20 protein-coding genes are annotated in these 26,996 nt (G+C 66.7%); 14 read left to right on the top strand and 6 right to left on the bottom strand.

Annotation, left to right across the window (positions count from 1 at the left end; translation table 11 throughout):
* Positions 1-49: 49 nt before the first annotated feature.
* The 3 genes from MUN23_RS00425 to cydD are packed head-to-tail and all read left to right on the top strand — an operon-like array spanning position 50 to position 6,186.
* Positions 50-1,642, top strand: coding sequence for a cytochrome ubiquinol oxidase subunit I (locus MUN23_RS00425; RefSeq protein WP_248761572.1), 1,593 nt, complete (start codon positions 50-52; stop codon positions 1,640-1,642).
* A gap of 22 nt (positions 1,643-1,664) precedes the next feature.
* Entirely contained in the window at positions 1,665-2,714 is a 1,050-nt protein-coding gene (gene cydB, locus MUN23_RS00420) for a cytochrome d ubiquinol oxidase subunit II (RefSeq protein ID WP_248761571.1), read from the top strand.
* Between the two features lie 7 nt (positions 2,715-2,721).
* Positions 2,722-6,186, top strand: coding sequence for a thiol reductant ABC exporter subunit CydD (gene cydD / locus MUN23_RS00415; RefSeq protein ID WP_248761570.1), 3,465 nt, complete (start codon positions 2,722-2,724; stop codon positions 6,184-6,186).
* Between the two features lie 6 nt (positions 6,187-6,192).
* Here the strand turns inward: cydD and MUN23_RS00410 are convergent, their stop codons facing one another.
* Together MUN23_RS00410 and MUN23_RS00405 are read right to left on the bottom strand one after the other, a co-directional pair.
* On the bottom strand, positions 6,193-6,711 hold the full coding sequence (locus MUN23_RS00410; RefSeq protein ID WP_248761569.1) for a DinB family protein: 519 nt from the start codon (positions 6,709-6,711) through the stop codon (positions 6,193-6,195).
* Positions 6,712-6,720: 9 nt separating this feature from the next.
* Entirely contained in the window at positions 6,721-9,231 is a 2,511-nt protein-coding gene (locus tag MUN23_RS00405) for a DNA topoisomerase (ATP-hydrolyzing) subunit A (RefSeq protein WP_248761568.1), read from the bottom strand.
* A 111-nt stretch (positions 9,232-9,342) separates the two neighbouring features.
* On the opposite strand from MUN23_RS00405, the gene MUN23_RS00400 reads away from it, so the two are divergent.
* From MUN23_RS00400 to MUN23_RS00390, 3 genes are read left to right on the top strand one after another with little or no spacing between them, the layout of a single operon-like run.
* Positions 9,343-12,027 carry a bifunctional GNAT family N-acetyltransferase/acetate--CoA ligase family protein gene (locus MUN23_RS00400; protein ID WP_248761567.1) on the top strand — a complete coding sequence of 895 codons (2,685 nt, stop codon included), beginning with the start codon at positions 9,343-9,345 and terminating at the stop codon, positions 12,025-12,027.
* A 42-nt stretch (positions 12,028-12,069) separates the two neighbouring features.
* Positions 12,070-12,816: a DUF5998 family protein gene (locus tag MUN23_RS00395; protein ID WP_248761566.1), complete on the top strand. Its 747-nt coding sequence runs from the start codon at positions 12,070-12,072 to the stop codon at positions 12,814-12,816.
* 1 nt (position 12,817) lies between these two features.
* Complete coding sequence (locus MUN23_RS00390; RefSeq protein ID WP_371875958.1) at positions 12,818-14,062, top strand: alkaline phosphatase family protein; 1,245 nt, start codon at positions 12,818-12,820, stop codon at positions 14,060-14,062.
* Between the two features lie 4 nt (positions 14,063-14,066).
* Here the strand turns inward: MUN23_RS00390 and sepH are convergent, their stop codons facing one another.
* Complete coding sequence (gene sepH / locus MUN23_RS00385) at positions 14,067-15,449, bottom strand: septation protein SepH (RefSeq protein ID WP_248761565.1); 1,383 nt, start codon at positions 15,447-15,449, stop codon at positions 14,067-14,069.
* 281 nt (positions 15,450-15,730) lie between these two features.
* Here sepH and MUN23_RS00380 point away from each other — a divergent pair, with 281 nt between their 5' ends.
* A complete protein-coding gene (locus MUN23_RS00380; RefSeq protein WP_248761563.1) occupies positions 15,731-16,030 on the top strand; it encodes a DUF4193 domain-containing protein in 300 nt (99 codons plus the stop codon).
* A 12-nt stretch (positions 16,031-16,042) separates the two neighbouring features.
* Here the strand turns inward: MUN23_RS00380 and MUN23_RS00375 are convergent, their stop codons facing one another.
* Positions 16,043-16,531: a DUF3093 domain-containing protein gene (locus tag MUN23_RS00375; protein WP_248761561.1), complete on the bottom strand. Its 489-nt coding sequence runs from the start codon at positions 16,529-16,531 to the stop codon at positions 16,043-16,045.
* Between the two features lie 115 nt (positions 16,532-16,646).
* Here MUN23_RS00375 and dut point away from each other — a divergent pair, with 115 nt between their 5' ends.
* The 4 genes from dut to MUN23_RS00355 all read left to right on the top strand — a co-directional run bounded on the left by dut (position 16,647) and on the right by MUN23_RS00355 (position 19,135).
* Complete coding sequence (gene dut / locus MUN23_RS00370; RefSeq protein ID WP_248761560.1) at positions 16,647-17,189, top strand: dUTP diphosphatase; 543 nt, start codon at positions 16,647-16,649, stop codon at positions 17,187-17,189.
* Positions 17,190-17,293: 104 nt separating this feature from the next.
* Positions 17,294-18,031 (top strand): DUF3710 domain-containing protein, encoded by a 738-nt coding sequence (locus MUN23_RS00365; RefSeq protein ID WP_248761559.1) that lies wholly within the window; start codon positions 17,294-17,296, stop codon positions 18,029-18,031.
* Positions 18,024-18,386 (top strand): hypothetical protein, encoded by a 363-nt coding sequence (locus tag MUN23_RS00360; protein ID WP_371875957.1) that lies wholly within the window; start codon positions 18,024-18,026, stop codon positions 18,384-18,386. Before MUN23_RS00365 ends, MUN23_RS00360 begins: the two co-directional genes overlap by 8 nt.
* Positions 18,383-19,135: a DUF3159 domain-containing protein gene (locus MUN23_RS00355; protein ID WP_248761558.1), complete on the top strand. Its 753-nt coding sequence runs from the start codon at positions 18,383-18,385 to the stop codon at positions 19,133-19,135. Before MUN23_RS00360 ends, MUN23_RS00355 begins: the two co-directional genes overlap by 4 nt.
* On the opposite strand, the gene MUN23_RS00350 is transcribed toward MUN23_RS00355, so the two are convergent.
* Together MUN23_RS00350 and MUN23_RS00345 are read right to left on the bottom strand one after the other, a co-directional pair.
* Positions 19,102-19,851 carry a TrkA family potassium uptake protein gene (locus tag MUN23_RS00350; RefSeq protein WP_248761557.1) on the bottom strand — a complete coding sequence of 250 codons (750 nt, stop codon included), beginning with the start codon at positions 19,849-19,851 and terminating at the stop codon, positions 19,102-19,104. The genes MUN23_RS00355 and MUN23_RS00350 overlap by 34 nt on opposite strands.
* Positions 19,851-20,522, bottom strand: coding sequence for a TrkA family potassium uptake protein (locus MUN23_RS00345; protein ID WP_056345371.1), 672 nt, complete (start codon positions 20,520-20,522; stop codon positions 19,851-19,853). Before MUN23_RS00345 ends, MUN23_RS00350 begins: the two co-directional genes overlap by 1 nt.
* Positions 20,523-20,640: 118 nt before the next feature.
* Here MUN23_RS00345 and MUN23_RS00340 point away from each other — a divergent pair, with 118 nt between their 5' ends.
* The 3 genes from MUN23_RS00340 to acnA all read left to right on the top strand — a co-directional run bounded on the left by MUN23_RS00340 (position 20,641) and on the right by acnA (position 26,991).
* Positions 20,641-22,617: an APC family permease gene (locus tag MUN23_RS00340; RefSeq protein ID WP_058929324.1), complete on the top strand. Its 1,977-nt coding sequence runs from the start codon at positions 20,641-20,643 to the stop codon at positions 22,615-22,617.
* Positions 22,614-24,029, top strand: coding sequence for a class I SAM-dependent RNA methyltransferase (locus tag MUN23_RS00335; protein WP_248761556.1), 1,416 nt, complete (start codon positions 22,614-22,616; stop codon positions 24,027-24,029). The genes MUN23_RS00340 and MUN23_RS00335 overlap by 4 nt, the downstream gene beginning before the upstream one ends.
* A 151-nt stretch (positions 24,030-24,180) precedes the next feature.
* Positions 24,181-26,991, top strand: a complete 2,811-nt coding sequence (gene acnA / locus MUN23_RS00330) for an aconitate hydratase AcnA (RefSeq protein ID WP_248761555.1) — start codon at positions 24,181-24,183, stop codon at positions 26,989-26,991.
* Positions 26,992-26,996 lie beyond the last annotated feature (5 nt).

Here is a 26,996-nt window from a genome sequence, read left to right as displayed (position 1 = left end):
AAGTTCTACGAAACGTAGAAAAGTTGCACCGCCAACCCGAGGGACTGCTGTGGAAGCTCTGGAAATCGCACGCTGGCAATTCGGCATCACCACCGTCTACCACTTCATGATGGTGCCGCTCACCATCGGACTGGGCCTGGTGGTGGCCGTGATGCAGACGCTCTGGCACCGCACCGGCAAGGCCGAATACCTCCGGATGACCAAGTTCTGGGGCAAGCTCTTCCTGATCAACTTCATCATGGGCGTGGCCACCGGCATTGTGCAGGAGTTCCAGTTCGGCATGGCCTGGAGCGAGTACAGCCGGTTTGTCGGAGACGTGTTCGGGGCGCCGCTGGCCCTGGAATCGCTGCTGGCCTTCTTCGTTGAGTCCACGTTCCTGGGCCTGTGGATCTTCGGCTGGAAGCAGCTGAAGCCGGGCATCCACCTGGCCTGCCTCTGGGTTGCAGTGGTGGGATCGGTGTTCTCCGCGTACTTCATCATTGTGGCCAACAGCTGGATGCAGCATCCGGTGGGCGCGGAGATCATTGACGGCCGGCCGGTCATGACGGACGCCTGGGCCGTGTTCACCAACAACACCGCCCTGGTGGCCTTTCCGCACACCCTGATGGGAGCCCTGGCCGTTGCCGGCGGCTTCCTCCTCGGCATTGCCTGGTACCACCTCTGGCGCAGGCGCACCGACGGTATCGACACCATCGGCGCCGACGGGAAGGTGATTCCCGGCGAAGCAGCCATCCCCGGCCGTGACCGGACCGATTACAAAGTGTGGATCCGCTCGTTGCGGATCGGGGCCGTCGTCGCCATGATCTCCTTCGCCGGCACCGCCCTGACCGGCGACCTGCAGGGCAAGCTGATGTTTGAGCAGCAGCCCATGAAGATGGCCGCGGCTGAAGCCGCCTGCCACGACGGCACCGGCTTTTCCGTGCTCAGCGTCGGGAACCTTGGCTCCAAGAACTGCGACGAGATTGTGGCCCTGATCGAGGTCCCGGGCATCCTGTCTTTCCTCGCCAAGGGCGATTTCACTACCGAAGTCAAGGGCGTCAATAGCCTCCTGGACCAGTACAAGGCCGACTACGGAACCCACCTCCCCGACAGCCCGATCTACGGCGAGCGGGCCGGCCAGGAGATCGAGTACGTCCCGGTCATGGAAGTCACCTACTGGGGCTTCCGGATGATGATCGGCTTCGGCGGCCTCGCGGCACTGGCGGCGCTCATCGCGCTCTGGGTGACGCGGAAGGGCACCGTGCCCGCGTCGCGGTGGCTGATGCGCCTGGCGGTGCTCGGCATCCTGGCCCCGTTCGGCGCCAACGCGGCCGGCTGGATCTTCACCGAGATGGGCCGGCAGCCGTTTGTGGTGGCCCCCAACCCGGACCTGAACGGCATCGACCAGGTGTTTATGTTCACCGCCGCGGCCGTCTCACCCGGAGTCTCCGCCGGTGAACTGCTGACGTCACTGATCGTCCTGACCGCCGTCTATGCCGCGCTGCTGGTGGTGGAGGTCAAGCTCCTGGTCAAGTTCATCCGGGGCGGCGTGGTATCCGCCATGCCGGAACTTGCACACACCCCCGCCGACGAAAACCGGGACGCCAGCAAGGGCCCCGGCACCGGCAAGCCTGCCGACGACGTCCTGGCATTCGCCTACTAAGAAGAGCAGAGGATACTCGAGCATGGAACTGCTTCCCACCATCTGGTTCATCGTCATCGCGGTGCTTTGGACCGGCTACCTCTTCCTTGAAGGCTTTGACCTCGGCGTCGGAATGCTGATGAAGCTGTTCGCGCGGAACAACACTGAGCGCCGGGTGCTGCTGAACACCGTCGGCCCGGTCTGGGACGGCAACGAGGTGTGGCTGATTACGGCCGGGGCCGCAACGTTTGCGGCCTTCCCGCTGTGGTACGCCTCGCTGTTTTCCGCCCTCTACCTCCCCCTGCTGGTGGTGCTGGTTGCCCTTATCTTCCGTGCCGTGGCGTTCGAATACCGCGGCAAGGGCGACACCGACACATGGCGCGCGCGCTGGGACTGGGCCATCGCCCTGGGCTCCTTTTTTGCCGCCTTCGGTGTCGGCGCCGCCCTGGCCCTGACCACCACCGGCCTGCCGCTGAACGCGAACGGTGACCGCGTCGGCGGTCCGTTCGCCTGGTTCAGCGGTTACGCCGTGCTGGGCGGGCTGGCGGTAGTGGGGTTCTCCCTGCTGCACGCGCTGGCGTTCCTTGCGTTGAAGACCGACGGCGACATCCGCCACCGTGCGCGCCGCTGGTTCGTCCGGCTGCTTCCGGTCCTGCTGCTGCCCCTGGCCGGCTGGGCACTTATCCTCCAGTTTTTGGAAGGCAAGCCGTGGACCTGGGCGGCGGTGATCGTGGCCGTGGTGGCCGCAGCAGCGGCGTGGCTCCTGGTGCGTCGGGGATCCGAAGGCAGGGCGTTTATGGCGATGGGAGTCTTCCTCGTCCTCGGGAGCGCGTCAATCTTCGGCGCAGTGTTCCCGGTGGTGCTGCCCTCCACCCTGGACCCGGCGTTTGACCTCACCATCGCCAACGCGTCGTCGTCCGATTACACGCTCGGGCTCATGAGCGTGGTGGCAGCCGTTGGCCTGCCCCTGGTGATCACTTACCAGGCGTGGACCTACTGGGTATTCCGGCGCAGGGTCAGCGCGTCCCAGATCCCCGCAGCCCACAGCTTCCTGCCGGCCATTGCCGTCCGGGCCTTCACCGCGAAGGGCTGACCGGCACGTGCGCCCGGACTTTCCGGCCGGACCGGCCACCCGTTCCGCCATCTACTGGCTTGGCCTGCTGGCGGCGCTAAAGGCGCTGTCGCTTGTTCTGATGGGGCAGGCCGTGGCTGCCATGCTGGCCGGCTTGGCCACCGGGAATGCGTCCTGGCCCGAGCAGTTGCCCTGGGGCTTGGCGGGCGTCGTCCTGAGGTCCGCCACCGTGTGGGCCCAGGGCATCGCCGCGCACCGCGCAGCGCTGGGCATCAAGGAGGAACTCCGCTCCGAACTGCTGGCCCGGGCCCTGCGGAACGGTGCGCGCAGCACCGGCCCGGCCGACGGCGGACTGGCCGTGCTGGCTACGCGCGGGTTGGACGCGCTGGACAGCTACTACACACAGTTTCTTCCCGCGCTGGTGAACTGTGCCGCGATCCCGTTGCTGCTCGGGGCGCGCATCCTGTTCACGGACTGGGTCAGCGCGGTGGTGATTGTCCTGACGGTTCCGCTGGTCCCGCTGTTTATGGTGCTGATCGGCCGGTACACCGAGGACCATGTCCGTGAGGCCCAGGAAACCCTGACCCGGCTGTCCGCCCACATGCTGGAGCTGGCCAAGGGCCTGCCCGTCCTGGTGGGACTGGGCCGTGCCACCGCGCAGCGCAAGGCCCTCGAGGAGATCTCGGAGGAATACCGCGCCAGGACCATGGGGACACTGCGAACCGCGTTCCTGTCAGCACTGGCTCTGGAACTCATCGCCACGATTTCCGTCGCAGTGGTTGCCGTGTTCATCGGCGTCCGCCTGGTGCACGGCGACATGCCGCTTGAGGCCGGCCTCCTGGCGCTGATTCTTGCGCCGGACTGCTACCTGCCGCTGCGCGAGCTGGGCACCGCCCACCACGCCAGTGATGACGGCCGGGCGGCCCTGGCCGAGACCAGGAAGGTCACTGAAGCACCCGAGCCGCAGCCGCTGCCCGCACAGGGACGCGAAGCTGCCGCGTCCGACGGCGGCAGCCGGGGTTCCGTGCCCGGGTCCGGGGGAGTGACGGTCACCGATCTCAGTGTCACGTACTCCGGACGGTCCGCTCCCGCCGTCGGGCCCTTAAGCTTCACTGCCCCGCACGGGCTGATCACCGCCCTGGACGGTCCCAGCGGCGCCGGCAAAAGCACCATCCTGGGCGTGCTGGCCGGGACCATCGGGGACGGCGGCGGAACCACAGTTTCCGGCAGCCTCTCCGGCCTGGCACGCAACGCGATCGCCTGGGTCCCGCAGCACCCGGTCATGGTGGCGGACTCCGTGCTCGAGGAGGTCATGCTGTACCTCGGTGGCGGAAGGGGCCCAGATACTCCGGCAGCGGCCGCGGATTGTCTGGCCGCTGCGGCTGCCGGGCACCTCGCCGGCCACCATCCGGCCGAACTTAGCCCGGGTGAGCTGCGGCGCGTTGCGCTGGCGCGCGGCCTGGCCCGAATCAGGTCCGGTGCCACTGTTCTGCTTCTCGACGAGCCCACCGCACACCTTGACGGCGTGTCGGCTGCGCTCGTGCAGGACTCGATCCGTGCGCTCCGGGGCCAGGTCACCGTCATCCTGGTGGCCCACGACCAGCAGACCCGCGAGCTGGCTGACCACCTGGTGCCTGTTTCCGCCCACGGCATCACGGCGCCCTCCGACGGAGCTGGGCTGTCCGGGGCCGGGCATGACGGCGCCGCCGTGGCCGTTGTGGAGGACGGACAGGCCCGGGAAACTGCACGGACCCGTCCGGCGAGGACGCAGACGCCCGCTGCCGGGGGTTCCCGGCCAGGCGGGACTTTCCGCCTCCTCACTGGCCTGCTGTCACCGGTGTCCGGGCGCTTCACCGGCGCCGCCGTGGTTGGCACTTTTGCCGCCCTTTTCGCCGTTGCCCTGTCAGGCCTCTCCGGCTGGCTCATCATCAGGGCCAGCGAACAGCCGCCCATCCTGTACCTGCTCACTGCCATCGTCGGTGTGCGGTTCTTCGGGATCGGGCGCGCCGTCCTGCGCTACTGGGAACGGCTCCTGCTGCATGACGCCGTCTTCGGCGCCCTCACCCGCCTGCGCGGCCGGCTCTGGGAATCACTGAGCCGCAAGGCACTCTCCCTCCGGCGGCTCCTGCAGGGCGGCAACGTCCTGGGTACGGTGATTGACGACGTCGACACCGTCCGGGACCTGCTGCCGCGGGTTGTCCTCCCGCCCGCCACGGCGCTCGCAGTGGCCGGTTCGGCGCTGGTGGCAACCGCCCTCGTGGCGCCGGCCGCGTTGCCGGCCGTTGCCTTGGCAGCAGCTGTCAGCCTGTTCGTGGCGCCGGCCGCCGCCCTGTGGGGGGACCGCCGCTCGGCCACAGCGGAACAAAGCCTGCGGGCAGGCGTCCTGCGGCGCACGTCCGCTGCGCTGGATGCCCGGGCGGAGCTGCACGCGAACGGCATCGCTACAACCGTCCTGGACGCGCTGCGCGCCGAGGACCGCCTGGCCACACGGGCATCGCAGCGTTCCGCCTGGGCCGAAGGCCTCGGCCAGGCCATCACCGTCGCCGCCTGCGGCACAGCCGCCTTGGCTGCTGCCGTGCTGACCGCACCCCAGGTGCTGGCAGTAACCATGGAGCCCGCCACGGCCGCGGTTGTTGTCCTGCTGCAGCTTGCACTCGTGGAACCGTACGCGGCGATGACGACGGCGGTGCGCCAGTACCCGGCGCTTCGCAGCGTTATGCGCCGGGTCGCGGAGTCAGGGGTGCTGGATGGCGGCGCCACGGAAACCGGGGCCGGCGACGGCCTGCATGCTGTCCCCGCCCGTTCCGGTGCCGCCGCGGGGGTTGAACTGGAAGGCGTCGGGGCGGCCTGGCCCGGCGGGGAACCCGTGTTCTCCGGGGTCTCCGCAACGGCCGGACCCGGCACGTGGCTGGTGGTCACCGGACCGTCCGGCGCGGGGAAGTCCACGCTGCTTGCTGTCCTGCTGGGATTCCTGCCGGCCGCCACGGGCCGGGCAAGGGTGACCGGGACGGTTGCCTGGTGCCCGCAGGAGGCGCACCTGTTCGATTCGACGCTGCGGGGCAACTTGATGCTGGGCGTCGGTGCGCCGCCTACCACTGATGCGCCGCCTACCACTGATGCGCCTGCCGCCGGCGAAGCCGAGCTGGGAGCCGCGTTGGCCGCCGTCGGCCTCAGCGCCCTGGTGTCGCGGCTGCCGGCCGGGCTGGACACCCGGATCGGGCCGGGCGGTTCCTTCCTCAGCGGCGGCGAGCGGCAACGGCTGGCCGTGGCGCGGACCCTGCTGACGGGGGCCGAGGTTATCCTGCTCGACGAGCCCACGGCTCATCTGGACGCACAGTCGGGACGGGAAATGCTGGCAGACCTCCGCGCCGGCCTGAAAGACCGCACAGTGGTCATGGTCACCCACAATCCGGCCGACATCCAGCCGGATGACGCCAGGCTGGAGCTCTTTGCGGTGTCCCGGACGGGCACGGCTGCTTCGCTGGTGGGTTGAGTCCCCTCAGCCGTCCACATCGTGGAGGTGATGGACGACGTCGTGCAGGAAGTACTGGCCCAGCGTCAGGACCGTGAATTCGGAACCGTTGCTGCGCAGGCCCCGCCGTCCCCACTCTGACTCCCGGACGCCGGCGAAGGACTCGGTAATCTGCTTGCCCTCGGCCGTCAGTTCGGCGCTGACCACGGCGGGATCGGTATTGGCGTAATCCTTGTCGACTGCCGTTTGGTCCTGGTCCCAGTTCTCAAACCGGGCGCCGTCGGCGTCGAGCATAAGGTTCAGCCGCTGGTCGAACAGCGTGAAGACGTCGCGGACGTGGCAGGCATATTCCAGCGCTGACCACGTCCTGTCATCCGGGCGTTCTGCAACGTCAGGCCGGCGGAGGACGGCCCGCCAGCGCGGGAGCATGTTTTCCACGCTGCCCGGCACCGTGGCCGGTGTGACGGTTGACGCGTCGAAGGAGCACTCGGGGCACGGCCGGGAGAGGACCCAGGTCCAGTCCTTTTCATCAGGAATGATAGGCATGGCAGCAGTCTAGGACGGATCGCTCCAGGCCATGGCCGGACCCACCGCGTCCACTGCCTGGGACAGCGGAATCCCCGAACCGTCCCGCCGGCCGTGCTCCTGCGGCAGCGACCGGGCAATACCGGCGAGCGATGAGGCCTTCGCGGGTCCGTGCCCGGCCCACGCCAGCAGCAGCGTGTCTTCGCCCTTGAGGAACCTGTGGGCGCGAACGCCGGCTGTTGCACGGCCCTTGGCAGGGTATTCGGCGAAGGCCGTCACTTTCGCCGCACCCGGAGCGGTGCCCGGCAGTGCGCCGTTCGTGCCGGCAATGGTGACCACCACGGCGTCGTCGTCGGCGGCGGTGACCGCCCCGAAGAACAGCACCTGGTCCCCGGCGCCGAGCTTGATACCCACCATGCCGCCGGCCGTCCTGCCCTGGGCCCGGACGTTGGCGGCGCTGAAACGGAGCAATTGAGCCTCACGGGTCAGGAACACCAGATCGGTCTCCTCAGACCCGGCCGGCGCCACACCCACCACCTCGTCTTTGTCCTTGAGCGCAATGACTTCCCAGTCCTCGCGGTTCAGGGGGTAATCGGGCTGGACCCGCTTGACCACACCCTGGGCGGTGCCGATGGCCAGGACTTCATCCAGCGGGGCGAACGCCACCAGCGCTTCACCCTTCAGCAGCGTGAGGAAGTCCTTGGCCGGAACACCGCCGGCCAGGTTGGGCAGGCCGGACATCGGCGGCAGCACCGGCATGTCCATGACCTGAAGCCGCAGCATCCGGCCCTGTGAGGTGACCGCCGCTATTTCCCCGCGGGCCGAGGTCTTGACCACTGAACGGAAAACGTCGTGCTTGGCCCGCGGCCCGGACTCGGCGAGGGGCTCCTGGTTGGACGTGCGCGCGATCTGGCCCGACGCCGTCAGGATGGCCCAGCAGGGATCGTCCGAGATCTCCAGGGCGAGCGGCGCGGCCTGGCCTTTGCCGTTGGGGGCGGCCGCCAGGGCTGCGGCCACGGTGGGGGAGACGGCCTCGGATTCGAGCAGGACCGTCCGCCGCGGCGTGCCGTATTTTTCGGCGATTTCGCCGAGTTCGGAGGACACAAGTCCGCGCAACCGCTCCTCGGAGCCGAGGATGGCTTCCAGTTCCGCGATCTCGCGGCGCAGCTCCTCCTGCTCCTTTTCAAGCTCGATCCGGGAGTACTTGGTCAGCTGCCGCAGCCGCAGTTCCAGGATGTAGTTGGCCTGGATCTCGGAAAGATCGTAGATGGACATCAGCCGGACCCTGGCCGCCGCCACCTCATCCGAGGAGCGGATGATCTGGATGACCTCATCGATGTCCACGATGGCGATCAGGAGGCCCTCCACCAGGTGCAGGCGGTCCTTCTTTTTACCCAGCCGGAACGACGTCCGCCGGCGCACCACATCGATCCGGTGCTCCACGTACACGGAAAGCAGCTTTACCAGGCCGAGGGTCTGCGGCTGGCCGTCCACCAGCGTCACGTTGTTGATGCCGAAGGAATCCTCCATCGGCGAGTAGCGGTAGAGCTGCTGGAGCACGGCGTTCGGGTTGAACCCGTTTTTCAGCTCGATGACCAGGCGCAGGCCATGCTGGCGGTCCGTCAGGTCAACGATGTCACTGATCCCGGTCAGTTTCTTGCCATTGACGGCGTCCTTGATCTTCTCGATCACCTTTTCGGGGCCCACCATGTAGGGAAGCTCGGTGACCACCAGGCCGGTGCGCCGGGCCGAGAGCTGCTCGATCTCCACCTTCGCCCGGGTCTTGAAGGAACCGCGTCCGGTGGCGTAGGCGTCCCGGATGCCGTCCAGGCCTACGATCCGGCCGCCTGTTGGCAGGTCCGGCCCCGGTACAAAGCGCATGAGGTCATCGAGGGTCGCGTCCGGGTGGGCGATCAGGTGCCGCGCGGCGGAGATGACCTCCACCAGGTTATGCGGGGCCATGTTCGTGGCCATCCCGACGGCGATGCCCGTGGCGCCGTTGACCAGCAGGTTGGGGAACGCGGCCGGGAGGACATCCGGCTGGGTCAGCTGGTTGTCGTAGTTGGGGACAAAGTCCACCACGTCTTCGTCGAGGTGGTCGGTCAGCGTCAGGGCTGCTGCCGCGAGCCTCGCCTCCGTGTACCGGGGGGCCGCCGGACCGTCGTCGAGGGAGCCGAAGTTGCCGTGGCCGTCAATCAGCGGCAGGCGCAGCGAGAAGTCCTGGGCCATCCGCACCATGGCGTCATAGATGGCGGTATCGCCGTGGGGGTGGAGCTTGCCCATGACCTCGCCCACCACACGGGCGCTCTTGACGTGGCCGCGGTCCGGACGCAGGCCCATCTCACTCATCATGTACAGGATCCGGCGCTGGACCGGCTTGAGCCCGTCCCGGGCATCAGGCAGGGCCCTGGAGTAGATCACCGAATACGCATACTCCAGGAAGGAGCCTTCCATCTCGGACGTGACATCGATGTCCACGATGTTCTCGACGAAATCCTGGGGTGCGTCCCCGGCAGGGGCTGGGCTTTGGCGGCGGGCCATAGGGCTGGTGGATCCTTCTGGGTTACGGGTGGTGCTGTGGTCTGGGCGCAGGTGTGGAGGATAACTCCGGGCACACGGCCTGCGCCGTCAGTTTGTGGTTAGGCTAAGCCTATGGTGGATCAGCCCGGGGACGGCGAATATCCGGAACATTGGGAAGCCGATGTCGTGCTCCGTGACGGCGGCACAGCCCATCTGAGGCCCATCCACCCCAGCGATGCGGACGCGGTCCAGGCTTTCCACACCGGGCAATCGCAGAACTCAATCTACATGCGCTTCTTCGCATTCAAGGCCCGGCTGTCCAGCAAGGAGCTCAAGCGCTTCACCGAAGTGGACTACAAGGACCGGGTTGCCCTAGTGATCACCTTCGGCGGCGAAATCCTGGGAATCGGCCGCTACGACAGGCTGGATGACCCCCTCGAAGCCGAAGTTGCGTTTAACATCGCCGACGCCCACCAGGGCCGGGGCATCGGCTCAATCCTGCTCGAACACCTTGCCACGGCCGCCCACGAAAACGGGATCCGCCGCTTCAGCGCCGAAGTGCTGCCGGAAAACCGCAAAATGCTGATGGTGTTCGCCGACGCCGGCTACGACGTCAAACGCCATTTCGACGACGGCGTGGTGAGCCTGGAGTTCAACATCGACCCCACCGAAAAGTCCCGGGCGGTGATGGAGTCACGCGAGCACCGTGCCGAGGCGAGGAGCGTCCGGGACCTGCTGGCGCCGTCGTCCATTGCAGTCATCGGCGCGAGCCGCAAGTGGGGAACCGTGGGGTACCAGCTGCTGGAACACATCATTGAAGGCGGTTTTTCCGGGCACGTCTACGCCATCAACCCGGAGGCGCTGGAGCTTGCCGGAATGCTGTCCTTCGGCCGGATTTCCGAGGTCCCGGAGCCGGTGGGGCTGGCCGTGATCGCCGTCCCGTACGAGGAAGTGGCCACCGTGGTTGACCAGTGCGCCGCGGCCGGGGTCAAGGGGCTGGTGATTGCCTCCGCGGGCTTCGCGGACGACGGCGAACGCGGCCTCACCCGCCAGCGGAACCTGGTCCGCAAGGCCCGGGCCAATGGCATGAGGGTGATCGGTCCCGCATCCCTGGGGATCGTGAATACCCATCCCGACGTGAAACTGAACGCCTCCATGGCGCCCTCACTGCCGCGGCGCGGGGGCCTGGGCCTGTTCAGCCAGTCGGCGGCGATCGGTGTTTCCCTCTACGCGGCGTCACACCGCCGCAGGCTGGGCCTGTCCACGTTCCTGTCGGCGGGCAACCGTGCGGACGTCTCCGGCAACGACATGATGCAGTTCTGGGAGGACGACGCCGATACCGCCGCGGTGGGCCTCTACCTGGAGTCGATCGGGAATCCCCGAAAATTCTCCCGGATCGCCCGGCGGCTCGCCCGCACCAAGCCCGTGGTGGTGGCCAAATCGGAAACCATGGGCCTGCGGCTGCCGCCTGGCCACGCCGTCCGGACCACCCAGGCGCCCGCCGGTGCACTGGACGCCATGATGCGCCAGGCCGGCGTCATCCGGGTAGAGACCATCGAACAGCTGATGGACATCACCCAGATAGTGTCCGGCCAGCCGCTCCCGGCGGGCCCAGGGCTGGCCATCTTCAGCAACTCCCTCGCGCTGGGCAAAGTGGTGGCGGACAGCGCCGAGGCCCACGGCCTGACCGTGGATGGCATCATCACCGACGTGGATCTCGACGCCGGCATGTCCCTGGCGCTGCCGGCCCTCCGCAGCAGTCTCCAGGACACCCTCGCGTCCGACGCCGTCCATGCCGTGGTGGCCGCGCTGCTGCCGGTGCGCGGCCTGACGGTGGACCACATCGCCGAGGTACTGGCCGAATGCTCGGCCGCCGCCGGAAAGCCGGTAGTCGCGGCCTTCACCGGCATCCTTGACCCCTCCATCTACGTGGAGGGCATGGTGGGGGCCCAACAGCGGACAGTGCCGTGCTTCTCGAACGCCGGTGCGGCTGTGGCGGCGCTCGCCGCCGTCGTGCGCTACGCGGAATGGGTGGCGCGGGACCCCGGCCACTTTGTCCAACCTGACGGCTGCGATCCGGAAGGCGCACGGATCCTGCTGGATCAGCTTCTGCGCAATGTCCACGGGGAGCAGCTCAAGACCCTCGATCCTGGGTCCGCGGCAGAGCTGCTGGCGCACTACGGCATTGCGGTGCTCCCGTCCGCCGGTTTCGACTCAGAGGACGAGGCCGTTGCTGCCGCCGACAGGCTGGGCTGGCCGGTCGCGCTGAAAACCACCGACCCGGCGCTCCGCCACCGCCTGGACCTGGGCGGAGTCCGCCTCGACGTCGAGGATCCGGATTCCCTGCGCCGCAACATCGTGCAGATGCGGCGCTCACTGGCACCCTACGGTTCGCCGGCCCTGGAGGTGCAGTCCATGGCCCCGATGGGGCAGGCATGCACGTTCCGGGCCATTGAGGATCCGCTGCTGGGGCCGGTGGTCTCCTTCGGGCTCGCCGGGGACGCGGTCAACCTGCTGGATGACTGGGCACACCGCGTTCCTCCGCTGTCCGCGGCCGACGTGAAAGACTTCATCCGCGGGCCCCGGGCCGCCCGCAAACTCTTCGGCTACCAGGGCCTTCCCGCCGTGGACATTGAAGCCCTCGAGGAAGTCGCCGGGCGGTTGGCCTGGATGAAGGACAACCATCCGGAAATAGCCCTGGTGGAATTCAACCCGGTCCTCTGCGGAACCCTGGGCGTGTCCATCCTGGCCGCAGATATCCGGATCGGCAACGCAGCCCAGCGCACTGACAGTGCCCGCCGGGCCATGCTGGGCTGACCGCGGTTAGCATGTCCCCGGCCGATCTGTGAAAATGGGGGAATGAGCTCACAGCCTTCCCCGTCGACGCCTTCCACTTCCGGCAGTGACAACCAGGCAACCCGCCCCCACAGCTCACACAGCCACACACCGCAGGGCCAGAGCCTGGACGGTGCGCTCCAGAAAGCGGGCTTCTACCCGCGCCTGGTGGCCGACGTCGTTGACGACGCCCTGGACGGCCGCGAATGCGTGGCCCACCTGGTGCACCTGGAAACCCATTTTGACCGGGCCGAAGTCCGCCGCCACATCACCGTGCTGGTCCTGACCTCGGACATGCTGGTGATCACCCACGTGGACGACCAGCAGCTCGACGACGCCGGCGAACAGATCGTGGCCCAGATTTCCACCGAATCCGTGCCCGTCGCGCAGATCCGCTCCGTAGTCCTGAGCTACATGTACTCCCAGCCGCAGGACTACAAGCCCTCGGATCCGGTCCGGGAAGTCACCCTCGCCATTGCCTGGTCCGGCGGCCAGCGGCTGGACATGGGGCCCGCCAGCTGCGGAGACCCGCAATGCGAGGCAGACCACGGCTACAGCGGCACCATTGCCCAGGAGGACATCGTCCTGCGGATCAGCGCCGAAGCCGACGGTCCGCAGGCCGTCCAGGACGCCAAACTCTTTGCCCGCGCCCTGCGGGCCGTGAACACCGGCTCCACGGCTCCCGTGCCGCACGCCGGCCAGACGCTCCAGCCCCGTCCCCGGACGGGTGTGTTCGGCAACCGGCTCAGCCGCGGGCACCAGCAGCGCTGAGATGCCGGACCAAGGGAAAGCAACAGTCTCCTCAGCCACTTCCGCGGCGGTTTCCCAAGGGGCCGCCCCGCAGCTGAGCATGCCGCCCGCGCCGGCCTTTGGCCGGCGGTCCATCGGGGATGTCCTCACCAGCGCGGCGGCCAGCCTCGGAGTAGAGGGTTTCACGAACTCCCTGGGCCTTCCGCCGGCATCGCGCGTCTGCGTGGTCCTGGCCGACGGCCTGGGCCGGAACCTGCTCAAACAGAAGTCTGCCCACACACCCTTCCTGCGCTCCGTGATGCAGTCCGGGCAGGGGGAAGTTCCCGTCTGGCTGGACTCCACGTTCCCCTCAACCACGGCCGCTGCCCTGGCCAGCTTCGGCACAGGACTCCCGCCCGGCCAGCACGGAATGGTGGGCTACGACGTCCTGGACCCGGACCAGGACAAAGTCGTCAACATGCTCGGCAACTGGGATGCCAAGGTGGACCCTGCTGAGTGGCAGCCGTTCCCTACCGTCCTCGAACGGGCCGCCGAATCAGTTAGTGTGACCACGGTCAGCCTGCCGCAGTTCGGCAACTCGCCCATGACGCAGGCGGCCCTCCGCGGCGGGAATTTCGTCTCTGCCGTGACGGCCCACGCGCGCACAGAAGCCGCCGCCGAAGCCATGGACACCACCGGCCGCTCCCTGATGTACTTCTACGTCAACGACCTGGATAAGGCCGGCCACCGGCACGGTTGCCAGTCCGAACAGTGGGAACACCAGCTCGAAGAGCTCGACGCAACCGTCAAACGGCTCAACGCGTCGCTCCCGGCCGGGACCACGGTCCTGCTCACCGCGGACCACGGGATGCTCGACGTCCCGGAACAGCAGCGGATCGACTTCGCCGCGGACGCGTCGCTTGTTGACGGCGTGCGGCATACGGCGGGGGAGCCCCGGATGGTCCATCTCTACCTTGAGGATGCGGCAGACGCCGCGGGCCGGGAGCGCTTGCTCGGCGCGTGGCGTGCCCGCTTCGGCGACAGGATCTGGGCCTTTACCCGGGAAGATGCCATCGCCGCCGGACTGTTCGGGACACTGCGCCCGGCCGTCGGGCCCCGGATTGGCGACATCATGATTGCAGCGCGGGACGCGCTGGCCCTCTACGACACCCGTCGCGGGCGCCCAGCCGCCATGGAGGTGGTGGGCCAGCATGGCTCGCTGACCAAAGCGGAACGCGAAGTTCCGCTGCTGTGCTTTAAGGCCGAAGGCAAGCCACGGCGACGCTGAGGCGTCAGTCCCGCTTGGTCCCGAAGACGATCTCGTCCCAGCTGGGAACGGTGGACCGCTTCGGTTTTGCGGGCTGCCGTTCAGGCTGGTCCGCGTCATGGTCGTGGTGCTGGCCCGATCCTGCGTCGTCGGTGCCGGCCGCGTAGGCCGCCCGGCGCGGGCTGCCGCCGCCCAGCAGTTCGTCCAGGCCCACGTTCGGCGCGGGACGCCCCGGAGCTGTCTCGCCGGGGGCACCCTGCGCTGCGGGACGAAGCGGGGACGCCACAATGGTGACTTCCCTCGTGTCGGTGCTGACGCCGTCGTGCAGTTTCAGGACGTCGTCATCCTCGGAGTCCCGGTGTGGCGGGATGAGGCTCAGCCGGGACAGCATTGACGGCCGAGCGTCACGCTTGCGGGTGAGGGGATCGGCGGCCGCGGCAGGCGCGGCGTCGTCCTGCGCGGTGGACTCGGCAGGTGCTGCCTCGCGCGTTTCGGGCTCCCGGTACTTCTGTTCCCTGGAATCCGGTTCAGGGACCACCTCAGAGGGACGTGGATGGGCAGCGGGCACGCCGTGGGTCAGCAGCAGTGCCAGGGCGTCGTCCGCGTCTTCGTCGACACCCAGACGCTGGCCGCGGCGTGAACGGAGCATATCCAGGAGACCGTCAGATTCCCTGGCCTGCGGGACGGCCTGCGGGCCGGTCGAATTTCGGGCGGCCGCTGCTTCCGCGTCGGTTTCAAAGTCAAACGGGCGGTCCGAGACGGCAGTGAGACGGCGGGCCGGAACGGGACCGTCCAGCGGTTCCAGCTCACTGAGCTGCTGGGCCCAGCGGTTGGCGTTCTGCAACGATTTGCGGACCGGGCTGAAGGTCCACTGCGCAGGCGGCTCTTCCCCGATGCCGGAGGTGCCGTCCTTTTTGGCTTCAAAACGGGCCACCACGGTCCAGTTGCCGTCCTGGCGCCGCCACGAATCCCACTCCACGGTGGAAGGTTCAATCCCGTGGGCTGAGAGCCGGTGGATGACCATGTCGTGGAGGGAAGCCGGGTGGTCGCCGAAGATGGAGCGGTACGTGTCATGACCGGGGGAAGGCGAAGCCACTTCCACCTTCCGCGCCTGTTGCGCTACGTACTCCCGCTCGGCAAGGACAGGGCCCTCATACCGCTCGACTTTTGCGAGGGGAAGCCCGGAAAGCTCAGCCACCTCCGCCGCGGTGGCACCGCTGCGGATCCGTGACTGGATGTCCCGCGGGGACATGGCAATGGGCGCAGCCGCGGAAGCCGTCTTCGCCGAAGACCGGCTGGCCGTTCGCAGTGCTTCATCGATCGGCAGCTGGAACATCTCGCCGCCGGCACCGCTCAACAGGAGATGCTCCCCGTCGTCGTGTACGCCTACAAGCCGTAGATCCTGCATACAAATCCTCCACCCTGGCATTACTATCAATCGAAACTCTGCCACTCACCGGCACCCTTTTGGGTTAGGAGCAAGGGCGCGCCGCGATATTCCGGCACTTTCGGACGCCGGTGCGGTCAGCAGCGGGGGTTTGCGCATTGCCAGCGGACCGCACCTGCGCGGAAGTCTGGATATTGCCGCGTGCATGCGGAAGGATGAGCCCACTCCGGGCACAAACATGGGGTGTCCGGCGTTATCAAGGGTGTCACCCGCTGACCGGAAAGGAACGGAGTCAAGCCGAGATGGCCACCGACTACGATGCGCCGCGAAAATCCGAAGAAGACCTCACCGAGGATTCGCTGGAAGATCTGAAAACGCGGCGATCAGATAACCCGACGGCCGCGGTTGATGTGGACGAAAGCGACCTCGCCGCAGGCTACGAGCTTCCCGGGGCGGACCTGTCCGGCGAGGAACTGCTGGTTCTGGTGGTGCCTCCACAAGCGGACGAGTTTACGTGTTCCTCGTGCTTCCTGGTCCGGCACCGTTCGCAGATTGCGCGGGAAAGGAACGGCCACTTCTACTGCAAGGAGTGCGAGGGCTGAACGGCTATTCCCCTATTTTCCCGAAAGCGCGGCAGCGAGTTCCTCGGGCCGCCTGGACGACGTCAGCCAATAGGGGGTCCGGTCAGACGGGTCCGTGATTTCGATCCGCACCACTGGGTCGATCCAGCCACGGATGCACAGGTAGGCGAGGCCATTGAGCCGGGTCCCCCGCTGGGCCGTGGCGTCCTTGCCGTGGAACGCTGCCGCGTCGCCGACGAAGCGGCGCTCAATGGTGGCGCGTCCTACCGTCAAGGCGTCGCTGGTGACCAGGATCGTCGGAGTGGACAGCACGAGCAGGACAGCCATGATCGTGAACAGGACGCCCGCCGCCGTATAGCCCGCAACCATGCTTATCGGGGCGAAAACGAGGATCCCGGCACCGGAGATCCCCGCCGCGATGATCCAGATCCAGACGTTCGGCCACAGCCTCTCCCGGAAAACTGGCGGGGTGCCGGCGGAGGGGGCGTCAGGGACGGGCGCGGTGGAGCTGGATTCGGGCATGCCACCAGCTTTCCACCTTTGGCTGGCTATTTCATCTTGGGTTCATCCGGCCCTGGCCTGCGGCGTCCCGTTGAATCTAGGACGGAACTGCGGCTGGGCGTTAGAGTGAGTGACTGTGACTGACGAACTTGCCACTGTTGAAACCGTTCCTGACAATGGGCTGGCCGGCTCCGCACCGGATGCCGCCGCAGCCTACGGGGCGCCGACGCTGCAGGTGCAGCTGAAAATGCTCGATGCCGGGCTGGAGGCACCTTCCTATGCCCACCCCGGCGATGCGGGGGCTGACCTGCGGACCCGGGAAGATGTGGTCCTGGCGCCGGGGGAGCGGAAGCTGGTGGCGACCGGTGTTTCCATCGCGCTGCCGGACGGGTTTGTAGCCCTGATCCACCCGCGCTCCGGCCTGGCCACGAAGCACGGGCTGACCATCGTCAATGCGCCGGGCACCGTGGATGCCGGTTACCGCGGGGAAATTTCCGTGACCCTGCTCAACACTGATTCCAGCAACGCCATCGAGCTGCGGCGCGGCGATAGAATTGCACAGATGGTGATCCAGCGGGTGGAATACGCCCAGTTTGTCCCTGTCAATGAATTGAGTGAATCGGTGCGGGGAGCCGGCGGATTCGGATCCACCGGCGGCTTCACCTCACCAAACGCCTGACACCCGCCGACGGCGGCAACTAATGCTGGTTGCCCGCGGCAGTAAGACTTCCGACGGAACTTCCGGGCCGGCGAGTCACTTTCACAACTAAGGAGACAGTCCCCATGGTTTTTGGGCTCGGCAGGAAATCGAAGAAGGACCAATCGGCCGACCCCGACGAATCCCAGGCAACGGCAGAAACAACGGATTCCGCTGACGACGCCACGGCGGACGCCGGGCGTCGGGTCTCGGGCCCCTTTGATGTTTCCGAGGTCTCCAGCCGCGAGGGATATGTTGACCTCGGTGCGCTCCTTATTTCCCCGAGCGAGGGGCTCCAGCTCCGGCTCGAAGTTGAGGAAGCCACCCAGCGCGTGGTCGCTGTGACCATGGACCTGAACGGCTCCAGCCTTCAGCTGCAGGCCTTTGCTGCTCCCAAGACCGAGGGACTGTGGGACGAGATCCGCGAACAGATCGGCCAGTCCGTAGGAAGCCAGGGCGGACAGGTTGAAGAAGTCCAGGGTGGCTTCGGAACCGAACTGATCGCCAAACTGCCCGCCGGTGCACAGGACGGCAGCCAGGGCTACCGGGTGGCGCGCTTCATAGGCATCGACGGGCCGCGTTGGTTCCTGCGCGGCGTCCTGGGCGGCGCGGCAGCGATGGAGCGCGAGGCTGCGGCACCGCTTGAGTCCCTTTTCCGCAAGATTGTGGTCATCCGGGGCGACAGCCCCATGCCGCCCCGGGACCTGCTTCAGCTGCGGCTGCCCAAGGATGCCAGCGTCACCCCGCCGCCAGGTGCCCCCGAATTCCATGCCCCCGAGTTCAAGGGCCCCGAACGTGGTCCGGAAACCACCCAGATTGGCTGATTCCCGCCAAGGTCCCCCGGACTCCTCCCCGGACGCGTGGATGCCGGTCAGCCGGCTGCCGGAACGGGGGAGGGTGGTGTGCCAGGGGCACATCGAATCGGTCACCTACATGCCCGCGGACCGGAACGCGGCATTCACCGCCATCGTCTCGGACCCCGACATTCGCGAGACGGGCGCCAAACCGGCACAGGGAACGGGTGGCCGCCTGCGTGTGGTCTGGCTGGGGCGGCGCAGGGTGCCGGGCATCGAGGCCGGGACCGTCGTCCGCCTTGAGGGCATGCTGTCCCAAAGCCAAGGCCTGCCCACCATGTTCAATCCACGCTATGAAATACTTTCCCGCCAGGAGAACGAATGACCTCGCCCCAGCAGCCCGAGCCGTCCAAACAGCCCGAGCCGTCCGCGGTGAAGGGACTTGCTGAGGGCTATGCAGCCAAAGCCGGCCTGCACCGCACCCATGACGGCCGGATCGATGTCCTCAAGAGCGCCGGAGGAATCCAGGGCATCGCCGAGAGCATTGTGCCCGGCCTGGTCTTCCTGATCGCCTTTACCATCACGCGGGACCTGACGCCGTCGCTGGTGGCCGCGCTGGCCTCCGCCGCGGTGTTTACGGTGGTCCGCCTCGTCCAGCGGCGCCCGCTGACCCAGGCCCTCGCCGGCGTGGTGGGGGTGGGAATCTCGGCCTGGCTCGCGAACACTACGGGCAAGGCCGAGGACTTCTACCTGCCGGGCTTTTTCACGAACACCGCCTACATCCTCGCCATGGTGATCTCCATCGCGATCAAGTGGCCGGTGGCCGGCCTGCTGTTCGGGATCATCCGCAACGAAGGGCTGGACTGGCGCAAGGATCCCGCGCGGCTTAAGGCTTACCGCCTGGGCACGTGGATCATCGTGGCGGTCCTGGTACTTCGGCTGATCGTTCAGGTTCCCCTGTACCTGATGGGCGAGGACGGACTCGCCGCACTGGCCACGACCCGCCTGATCATGGGGGCGCCGCTCTATATCCTCGGCGTCTGGATCGCGTGGCTTGTCACCCGGCCGGTACCGGCGGACGCCGACGCCCCGACGTCGGATCAGCCGCCGAAGCCGTCGTCCTCCGGCGCCTGAGTTTCGGCAGGCTGCACGCCTTCGGGCTCATGGGAGGCCTCCTCCGGCTCCTCCGCTGATTCGGGCGACAGCAGCGCACGCAACTGATCCTCGGCCGCGATAGTGGTGACGAAAAACAACTCGTCCCCGCCATCAATGACGTCATCCCGGCTGGGAGTGATGGGTGCGTGGTCCCGGAGGATTGCCACCAGCGTGGCGTCCTCGGGCCACTGGATGTCGCCCACCGTCAGGCCAATGACGTGCGAATCGTGCGGCACCGTGAACTCCACCAGCGAAGCGACGCCGGTCTGCAGCGTCAGGAGCCGGACCAGGTCACCGATCTCCACCGCTTCCTCCACCAGCGCGGTCATCAGCTGGGGGGTGTTGACGGCAACGTCCACGCCCCAGGAGTCGTTGAACATCCAGTCGTTCTTGGGGTTGTTGACCCGGCCCACCGTGCGGCCCACCCCGAATTCGGTCTTGGCCAGGAGCGAGACCACCAGGTTCACTTTGTCGTCGCCCGTGGCTGAAACAACGACGTCGGCGTCCTCCACTTTCGCTCCCTGCAGGGTGCTGAGCTCGCAGGCGTCGCCCACGAGCCAGTGCGCGCCGCGCAGCCCGCTGCGTCCGATGACCTCAGGCTTGAGGTCGATCAGCAGGATTTCGTGCTTGTGGGCCAGCAGTTCCCTGGCGATCGATGACCCGACGCTGCCGGCGCCGACGATAACAACTTTCACTACAACTCCTTGGCGGGTGCTTTGGCCAGAATCTGGGCGACCTGGGAACTGCGGTCCACCGGCAGCATGGCGTGGACTGTGTCGCCGTCCTGGTACGAAGTCCCGGTTTCCGGAAGCATGCCCTCGCCGAACCTGGTGAGGTAGGCCACCCGGATGTCGGCAGCTTTTTCGACCTCGCTGATCCGGTGGCCGATCCAGCCGGCGTCGAGGTCCACCTCGGCGAGGACCAGCCGGCCGGAAGGCTCGCGGAAATCGCCGGCGAGATGCTGTTCGGGCAGGATGCGGCGCAGGACCTGGTCTGCGCTCCACCGGACGGCGGCCACGGTGGGGATGCCGAGCCGTTGATAGATTTCTGCCCGGCCGGGATCGTAGATCCTGGCCACAACGTGGGGGACGTGGAAGGTCTCGCGCGCCACGCGGGTGGCCAGGATGTTGGAGTTGTCACCGCTGGAAACGGCCGCGAAGGCGTATGCCTCTGCCACGCCGGCCTGCTGGAGGGTGTCCCGGTCGAAGCCCACACCGGTGACTTTCCGCCCCGTGAAGCCCTGCCGAAGCCGGCGGAACGCGCGGTCGTCCTGGTCGATGATGGCGACGGAATGACCGGCGTCCTCCAGCGTGTGCGCCAGAGTGGCCCCTACCCGGCCACATCCCATGATCACGAAATGCGCCACCGTATCTCCTCAACTTCCGTAGCCTGTTGCTGCTGCTAGAACTCTACCGGCAGCGCGCGTGCTGCCGCCGCCCGGACGCCGTCATGACATGGGCGGGGAATCAGACTAGCTTTGTGGAGTGCTGACTATATTGAATGCCGTGAAACGGGTGCTGGTGGGCAGGCCCTTCAGGAATGACAGGCTCGCCCATACCTTGCTCCCCAAACGGATAGCACTCCCGGTTTTCGCTTCCGACGCACTGTCCTCGGTGGCCTACGCCCCCGATGAAATCCTGCTCACCCTGGCACTGGCCGGCGTGAGTGCGGTGGCCTTTTCGCCGTGGGTGGGCCTGGCCGTCATGGTGGTCCTCCTGACTGTGGTGGCGTCCTACCGGCAGAACGTGCACGCCTACCCTTCCGGCGGCGGAGACTACGAGATCGCCAATGAAAACCTGGGCAAGTTTTCCGGGCTGACTGTGGCCTCGGCGCTCCTGGTGGACTACGTCCTGACGGTGGCCGTCTCGATGTCCTCGGCGGCCACCTACCTCACCACGGCGGTGCCGTCCCTGCATGGGCAACAGGCCCTGTTCGCCACCATCGGCGTCGTAATCCTTGCCCTCGTGAACCTCCGCGGCATCAAGGAAGCCGGCAGCGTTTTCGCCGTCCCCACGTACATTTTTATGGCGGCGATCCTCGGCATGACAGCGGTGGGCGTCTTCCAGGCCGCGACCGGCCAGCTGGGCGAAGCACCGTCGGCGGCCTTCGAGATTGTGCCGGCTCCCGGTTTCGACGAAGGGCTGGTGGGCCTGGCCGGCGCCTTCCTCCTGCTCCGGGCGTTCTCCTCCGGCGCCGCCGCGCTGACCGGCATTGAGGCCATCAGCAACGGTGTGCCGAACTTCCAGAAACCGAAGAGCAAAAACGCGGCCACCACGCTGTTGCTGCTCGGCGTTATCGCCTCGTCCATGCTGGCCGGCATCATCTTTCTGGCCAACGCCACGAAGGTGCACATTGTGTTGGATCCGGCGACGGAATTCCTGATGAACGGCCTGCCGCTGCCGGAGGATTACATCCAGAGTCCTGCCATCAGCCAGATCGCCCAGACCATCTTCGGCCCGGGATCAATCCTGTTCTTCATCGTGGTCGCCGCCACCGGAGTGATCCTGGTGTTCGCCTCGAACACCGCGTTCAACGGGTTCCCGGTACTTGGCTCCATCCTCGCCCAGGACGGCTACCTGCCGCGCCAGCTGCGGACCAGGGGAGACCGCCTGGCGTTCAGCAACGGTGTCCTTGCCCTGGCCGCCGGAGCGTTGGTCCTGATCCTCGCGTTCAACGGCGACGTCACCAAACTGATCCAGCTCTACATCGTGGGCGTCTTTATTTCCTTTACCCTCAGCCAGCTGGGCATGATCCGGCATTGGGGGAGGCACCTCAAGCTCGCCAAGGACAAAGCCACCCGACGCCGGATGGTGAAGTCCCGCACCATCAACAGCATCGGGTTCGGCATGACGTCCCTGGTGCTGGTGATCGTGCTGATCACCAAGTTCCAGCAAGGCGCGTGGATCGCGCTGCTGGCCATGTTCATCCTGTTCCTGATCATGTGGAGCATCCGGGCACACTATGACAACGTGGCCAAGGAACTGGCCGTCGACGAGGACTCCTCGCCGCGGGCCCTGCCATCAAGGGTCCACGCGGTACTGCTGGTGTCCCACGTGCGCAAACCGGTGTTGCGTGCCCTGGCCTACGCCAGGGCGTCGAGGCCGTCGCGGCTGGACGCCATCACGGTGGACATCAACGCAGAGGAAACCGCGCACACGGTTGCCGACTGGGAAAAGCTGGAGATCCCCGTGCCGCTGACCGTCCTCGCCAGCCCGTACCGGGAAACCATCACGCCCATTATGGAATACGTCAAGAACATGCGCCGTGATTCCCCCCGCGACCTGATCGTGGTCTACATTCCCGAATACGTGGTCGGTAAATGGTGGGAACAGCTGGTTCACAACCAGACAGCACTGCGTATCAAAACCCGGCTGCACTTCGAACCTGGCGTGATGGTGGCCAGTGTCCCGTGGCAGTTGAAATCGTCCGAAGAAGCCAAAAACATGCAGGATATCCGATGAACCCCCAGACCCAGAGCCACCCCGCAACTGCCATGGCAGCCCCCACCGAACTGGTGCTCGACGTCGGCCCGGTGGCCCACGGCGGCCACTGCGTGGCCCGGCACGAGGGCAGGGTGATCTTTGTCCGGCACGGCATCCCCGGCGAAAAGGTACGCGTCCGCCTCACTGACGCGGGGGAGTCTGCCAAGTTCTGGCGCGCCGACGTTGTGGAGGTGCTGGAAGCCTCCCCGGACCGGGTGGAGCACTTCTGGCGTCCGGCGGACTCCCTCCGCGCCTGGGCCCACGGACATCCGCCGGTGGGCGGAGCCGAATTCGGCCACATCTCCCTTGCCCGACAGCGCACGCTCAAGTCGGCGGTACTGGCCGAACAGCTTCAGCGGCTCGCCGCCGTCGAACGCCTGCCCGACGGGCTGGACCTCGGAAACCTCGTGGAGGCTGTGGACGCGGGCGGGCCGGATTCCGGCCAGGAGACCGAGCCAACGTACGACGCCGGCACTGGCCTGGGGTGGCGGACGCGCGCCAGCTTCTCGGTGACTGCGGGCGGCAAACTTGGCATGCACGCGCACCGTTCCGACCACATCATTGCCGTCCGGGAGATGCCGCTCGCAACGGAGCGCATCAACCGGCTGCGCTTGTGGGACCTCGACCTGACCGGCATCGAGCGCGTGGAGGTGGCAGCGCCGTCGAACGGTTCACGCCCACTGGTGCTGCTGGCTCCTGCACCCGGCACCAAGCCCAAGCGGCTCAGTGCCATCGCGGCCCAGCTTCCGGACGACGTTTCCGTGGCCACGTTCGACCCCCTGACCGGGGAAGTCGCGCAGCTGCGTGGCCGGACCTGGGTCCAGGAGTCGGCAGCCGGCCACGACTACAGGGTTACGGGCGCCGGTTTCTGGCAGATCCACCGCGACGCGCCCGGGACGCTTGTGGGGGCCATCACAGAATTCCTCCACAATGGCGGATTCCTGGCGCCGGGTTCCGTGGTGGCCGACCTCTACGCCGGGGCCGGGCTGTTCACGGCTCCCTTGGCTGACGCGGTGGGGGAGACCGGGTCCGTGCTCTCGGTGGAAGGTGCTCCGGGAACCAGCCGGGACGCCCGCAAGAACCTTCACGGTGCTCCGCAGGTGGAGATCGAACACGGCCGGGTGGAACGAGTCCTCCGCCAAAAGCCGCGGAATTTCGACGCCATTGTGCTGGACCCGCCACGGGCGGGCGCCGGGAAGCCCGTGGTCAGCCAGCTGATCGCTGCCGGGCCCCGCGCCATCGCCTACGTCTCCTGCGACCCCGCATCATTTGCCCGGGATGTTGGGTACTTCCAGCAGGCTGGCTGGTCCCTGGCGGGCCTGCGGGCCTTCGATCTCTATCCGCACACGCACCACCTGGAGACGGTGGCATTGCTGACGCCGGGTCCGTGATGCTACTAGGATGGCGGTAGTAATCCCACGTCGCGCCCCGTATTCACGGCTGACCTCCTGCAATTGTGTGGCCAGCACTAATTAGGCCTGCCTAACTAGCAAGCGGTCTACCGCGCGACAAAGATGAAACTGTTGCGAGAGGAGTCCTGCGATGAGCACTGTGGACAGCTTCGGTTCAAAAGGCAAACTTAATGTAGCCGGAACCGAATACGAAATTTTCCGGTTGAACTCCGTTGAAGGTGCAGAAAACCTTCCGTTCAGCCTCAAGGTATTGCTTGAAAACCTGTTGAGGACCGAGGACGGCGCGAACATCACGGCCGATCACGTGCGTGCCTTGGCCGGCTGGGATCCTAATGCCCAGCCCGATACAGAAATCCAGTTCACGCCTGCCCGCGTGATCATGCAGGACTTCACCGGCGTCCCCTGTGTGGTGGACCTGGCGACAATGCGTGAAGCGGTCAAGGAACTCGGCGGCGACCCCAAGCGGGTCAACCCCCTCGCTCCTGCGGAAATGGTCATTGACCACTCCGTGCAGATCGACGCTTTCGGCAACTCCGGCGCACTGGAGCGCAACATGGAGATCGAATACCAGCGCAACGGCGAGCGTTACCAGTTCCTGCGCTGGGGCCAGACCGCATTCGATGACTTCAAGGTTGTTCCCCCGGGAACCGGCATTGTGCACCAGGTCAACATCGAATACCTGGCCCGCACCGTCATGACCCGCGAAATCGACGGCGTCCTCCGGGCCTACCCGGACACCTGCGTCGGCACCGACTCGCACACCACCATGGTCAACGGCCTGGGTGTCCTGGGCTGGGGCGTTGGCGGCATCGAAGCCGAAGCGGCCATGCTGGGACAGCCTGTCTCGATGCTCATCCCGCGTGTTGTTGGCTTCAAGCTGACCGGGTCCATTCCGGCCGGCGCCACCGCCACGGACGTGGTGCTGACCATCACCGAGCAGCTGCGCAAGCACGGTGTTGTGGGCAAGTTCGTGGAATTCTACGGCGAAGGTGTTGCGGCAGTGCCGCTGGCCAACCGCGCCACCATCGGCAACATGAGCCCGGAATTCGGCTCCACCGCCGCAATGTTCCCCATCGACGACGTCACATTGGACTACCTGCGCCTCACCGGGCGCTCGGACGAAAATGTGGCACTCGTGGAGTCCTACGCTAAGGAGCAGGGCCTCTGGCACGATGCTTCCCGCGAGATCAAGTTCTCCGAGTACCTCGAGCTGGACCTGTCCACGGTTGTTCCCTCCATCTCCGGCCCCAAGCGTCCCCAGGACCGCATTGAGCTGACGGATGCCAAGGAACAGTTCCGCAAGGACATCCACAACTACGTCGCCATCGAAGACGGCAGCGTGGACGAGTCCCTGGACGAATCCTTCCCCGCATCGGACGCGCCGTCGTTCACGCACGCCGACTCGCACACCACCGAGACCAGCCGTGTTGTCTCCGCAGCGAACGGCGCCCACGGGCGTCCCTCCAACCCGGTGCACATCAAGACTGAAGACGGCCGCGAATTCGAACTGGACCACGGAGCGGTATCCATCGCCTCGATCACGTCCTGCACGAACACGTCCAACCCCTCGGTGATGCTGGCCGCAGCCCTGCTGGCCCGCAACGCCGTCGACAAGGGCCTGACCTCGAAGCCGTGGGTCAAGACCTCCGTGGCTCCCGGGTCCAAGGTTGTCACCGACTACTACAACAAGTCGGGCCTCACCCCGTACCTGGAGAAGCTCGGCTTCTACATCGTGGGCTACGGCTGCGCGACGTGCATCGGCAACTCCGGCCCGCTGGACGCCGAAATCTCCGAGGCCATCCAGGCCAACGACCTCTCCGTCACAGCGGTGCTTTCCGGTAACCGCAACTTCGAAGGCCGGATCAACCCGGACGTGAAGATGAACTACCTGGCCTCCCCGCCGCTGGTCATCGCTTACGCCCTGGCCGGTTCCATGGACTTCGACTTCGATACCGATTCCCTGGGCACCGACTCCGAAGGCAACGAGGTCTTCCTGAAGGACATCTGGCCCAACCCGGTCGAGGTCCAGCAGGTTATCGATTCCTCGATCGACAAGGACATGTTCGCCCGCGGCTACGAAGGCGTCTTTGACGGCGACGCGCGCTGGAAGGCGCTCGACACCCCGGCCGGCGACACCTTCGCCTGGGATCCGAACTCCACCTACGTCCGGAAGCCCCCGTACTTCGATGGCATCAAGGCGCAGCCGGAACCCGTCCAGGACATCTCCGGCGCCCGCGTGCTGCTGAAGCTGGGCGATTCGGTCACCACCGACCACATCTCCCCGGCCGGTTCCTTCAAGTCGGACACCCCCGCCGGCCAGTACCTGCTGGCCAACGGTGTGGAGCGCAAGGACTTCAACTCCTACGGCTCACGCCGTGGCAACCACGAAGTCATGATCCGCGGCACGTTCGCGAACATCCGCATCAAGAACCAGATCCTGGACGGCGTCGAAGGTGGCTTCACCCGCGACTTCACCCAGGCTGACGGCCCGCAGGCATATGTCTACGACGCCGCGCAGAACTACCAGGCAGCCGGCACCCCGCTGGTGGTCCTGGCGGGCAAGGAATACGGTTCCGGATCCTCGCGTGACTGGGCAGCGAAGGGCACCGCCCTGCTGGGCGTCAAGGCCGTCGTCGCCGAGAGCTACGAGCGTATCCACCGCTCCAACCTGATCGGCATGGGCGTCCTGCCCCTGCAGTTCCCGGCTGGAGAGTCCGCAGCCACCCTGGGCCTGACCGGCACGGAAACCTTCTCGGTTGAGGGCGTCATTGCCCTGAACGAAGGGACCACGCCCAAGACCCTCAAGGTCACCGCCACCGCAGAAGACGGCTCCGCCAAGTCCTTCGATGCAGTACTCCGCATCGATACCCCGGGCGAAGCCGACTACTACCGCAACGGCGGCATCCTGCAGTACGTCCTGCGCCAGATCTCGGCCAACTAGCCGGA

It is taken from the genome of Pseudarthrobacter sp. SSS035 (assembly GCF_023273875.1).
Taxonomy (GTDB): domain Bacteria; phylum Actinomycetota; class Actinomycetes; order Actinomycetales; family Micrococcaceae; genus Arthrobacter.
This window is presented reverse-complemented; position numbering and strand designations above follow the sequence as displayed.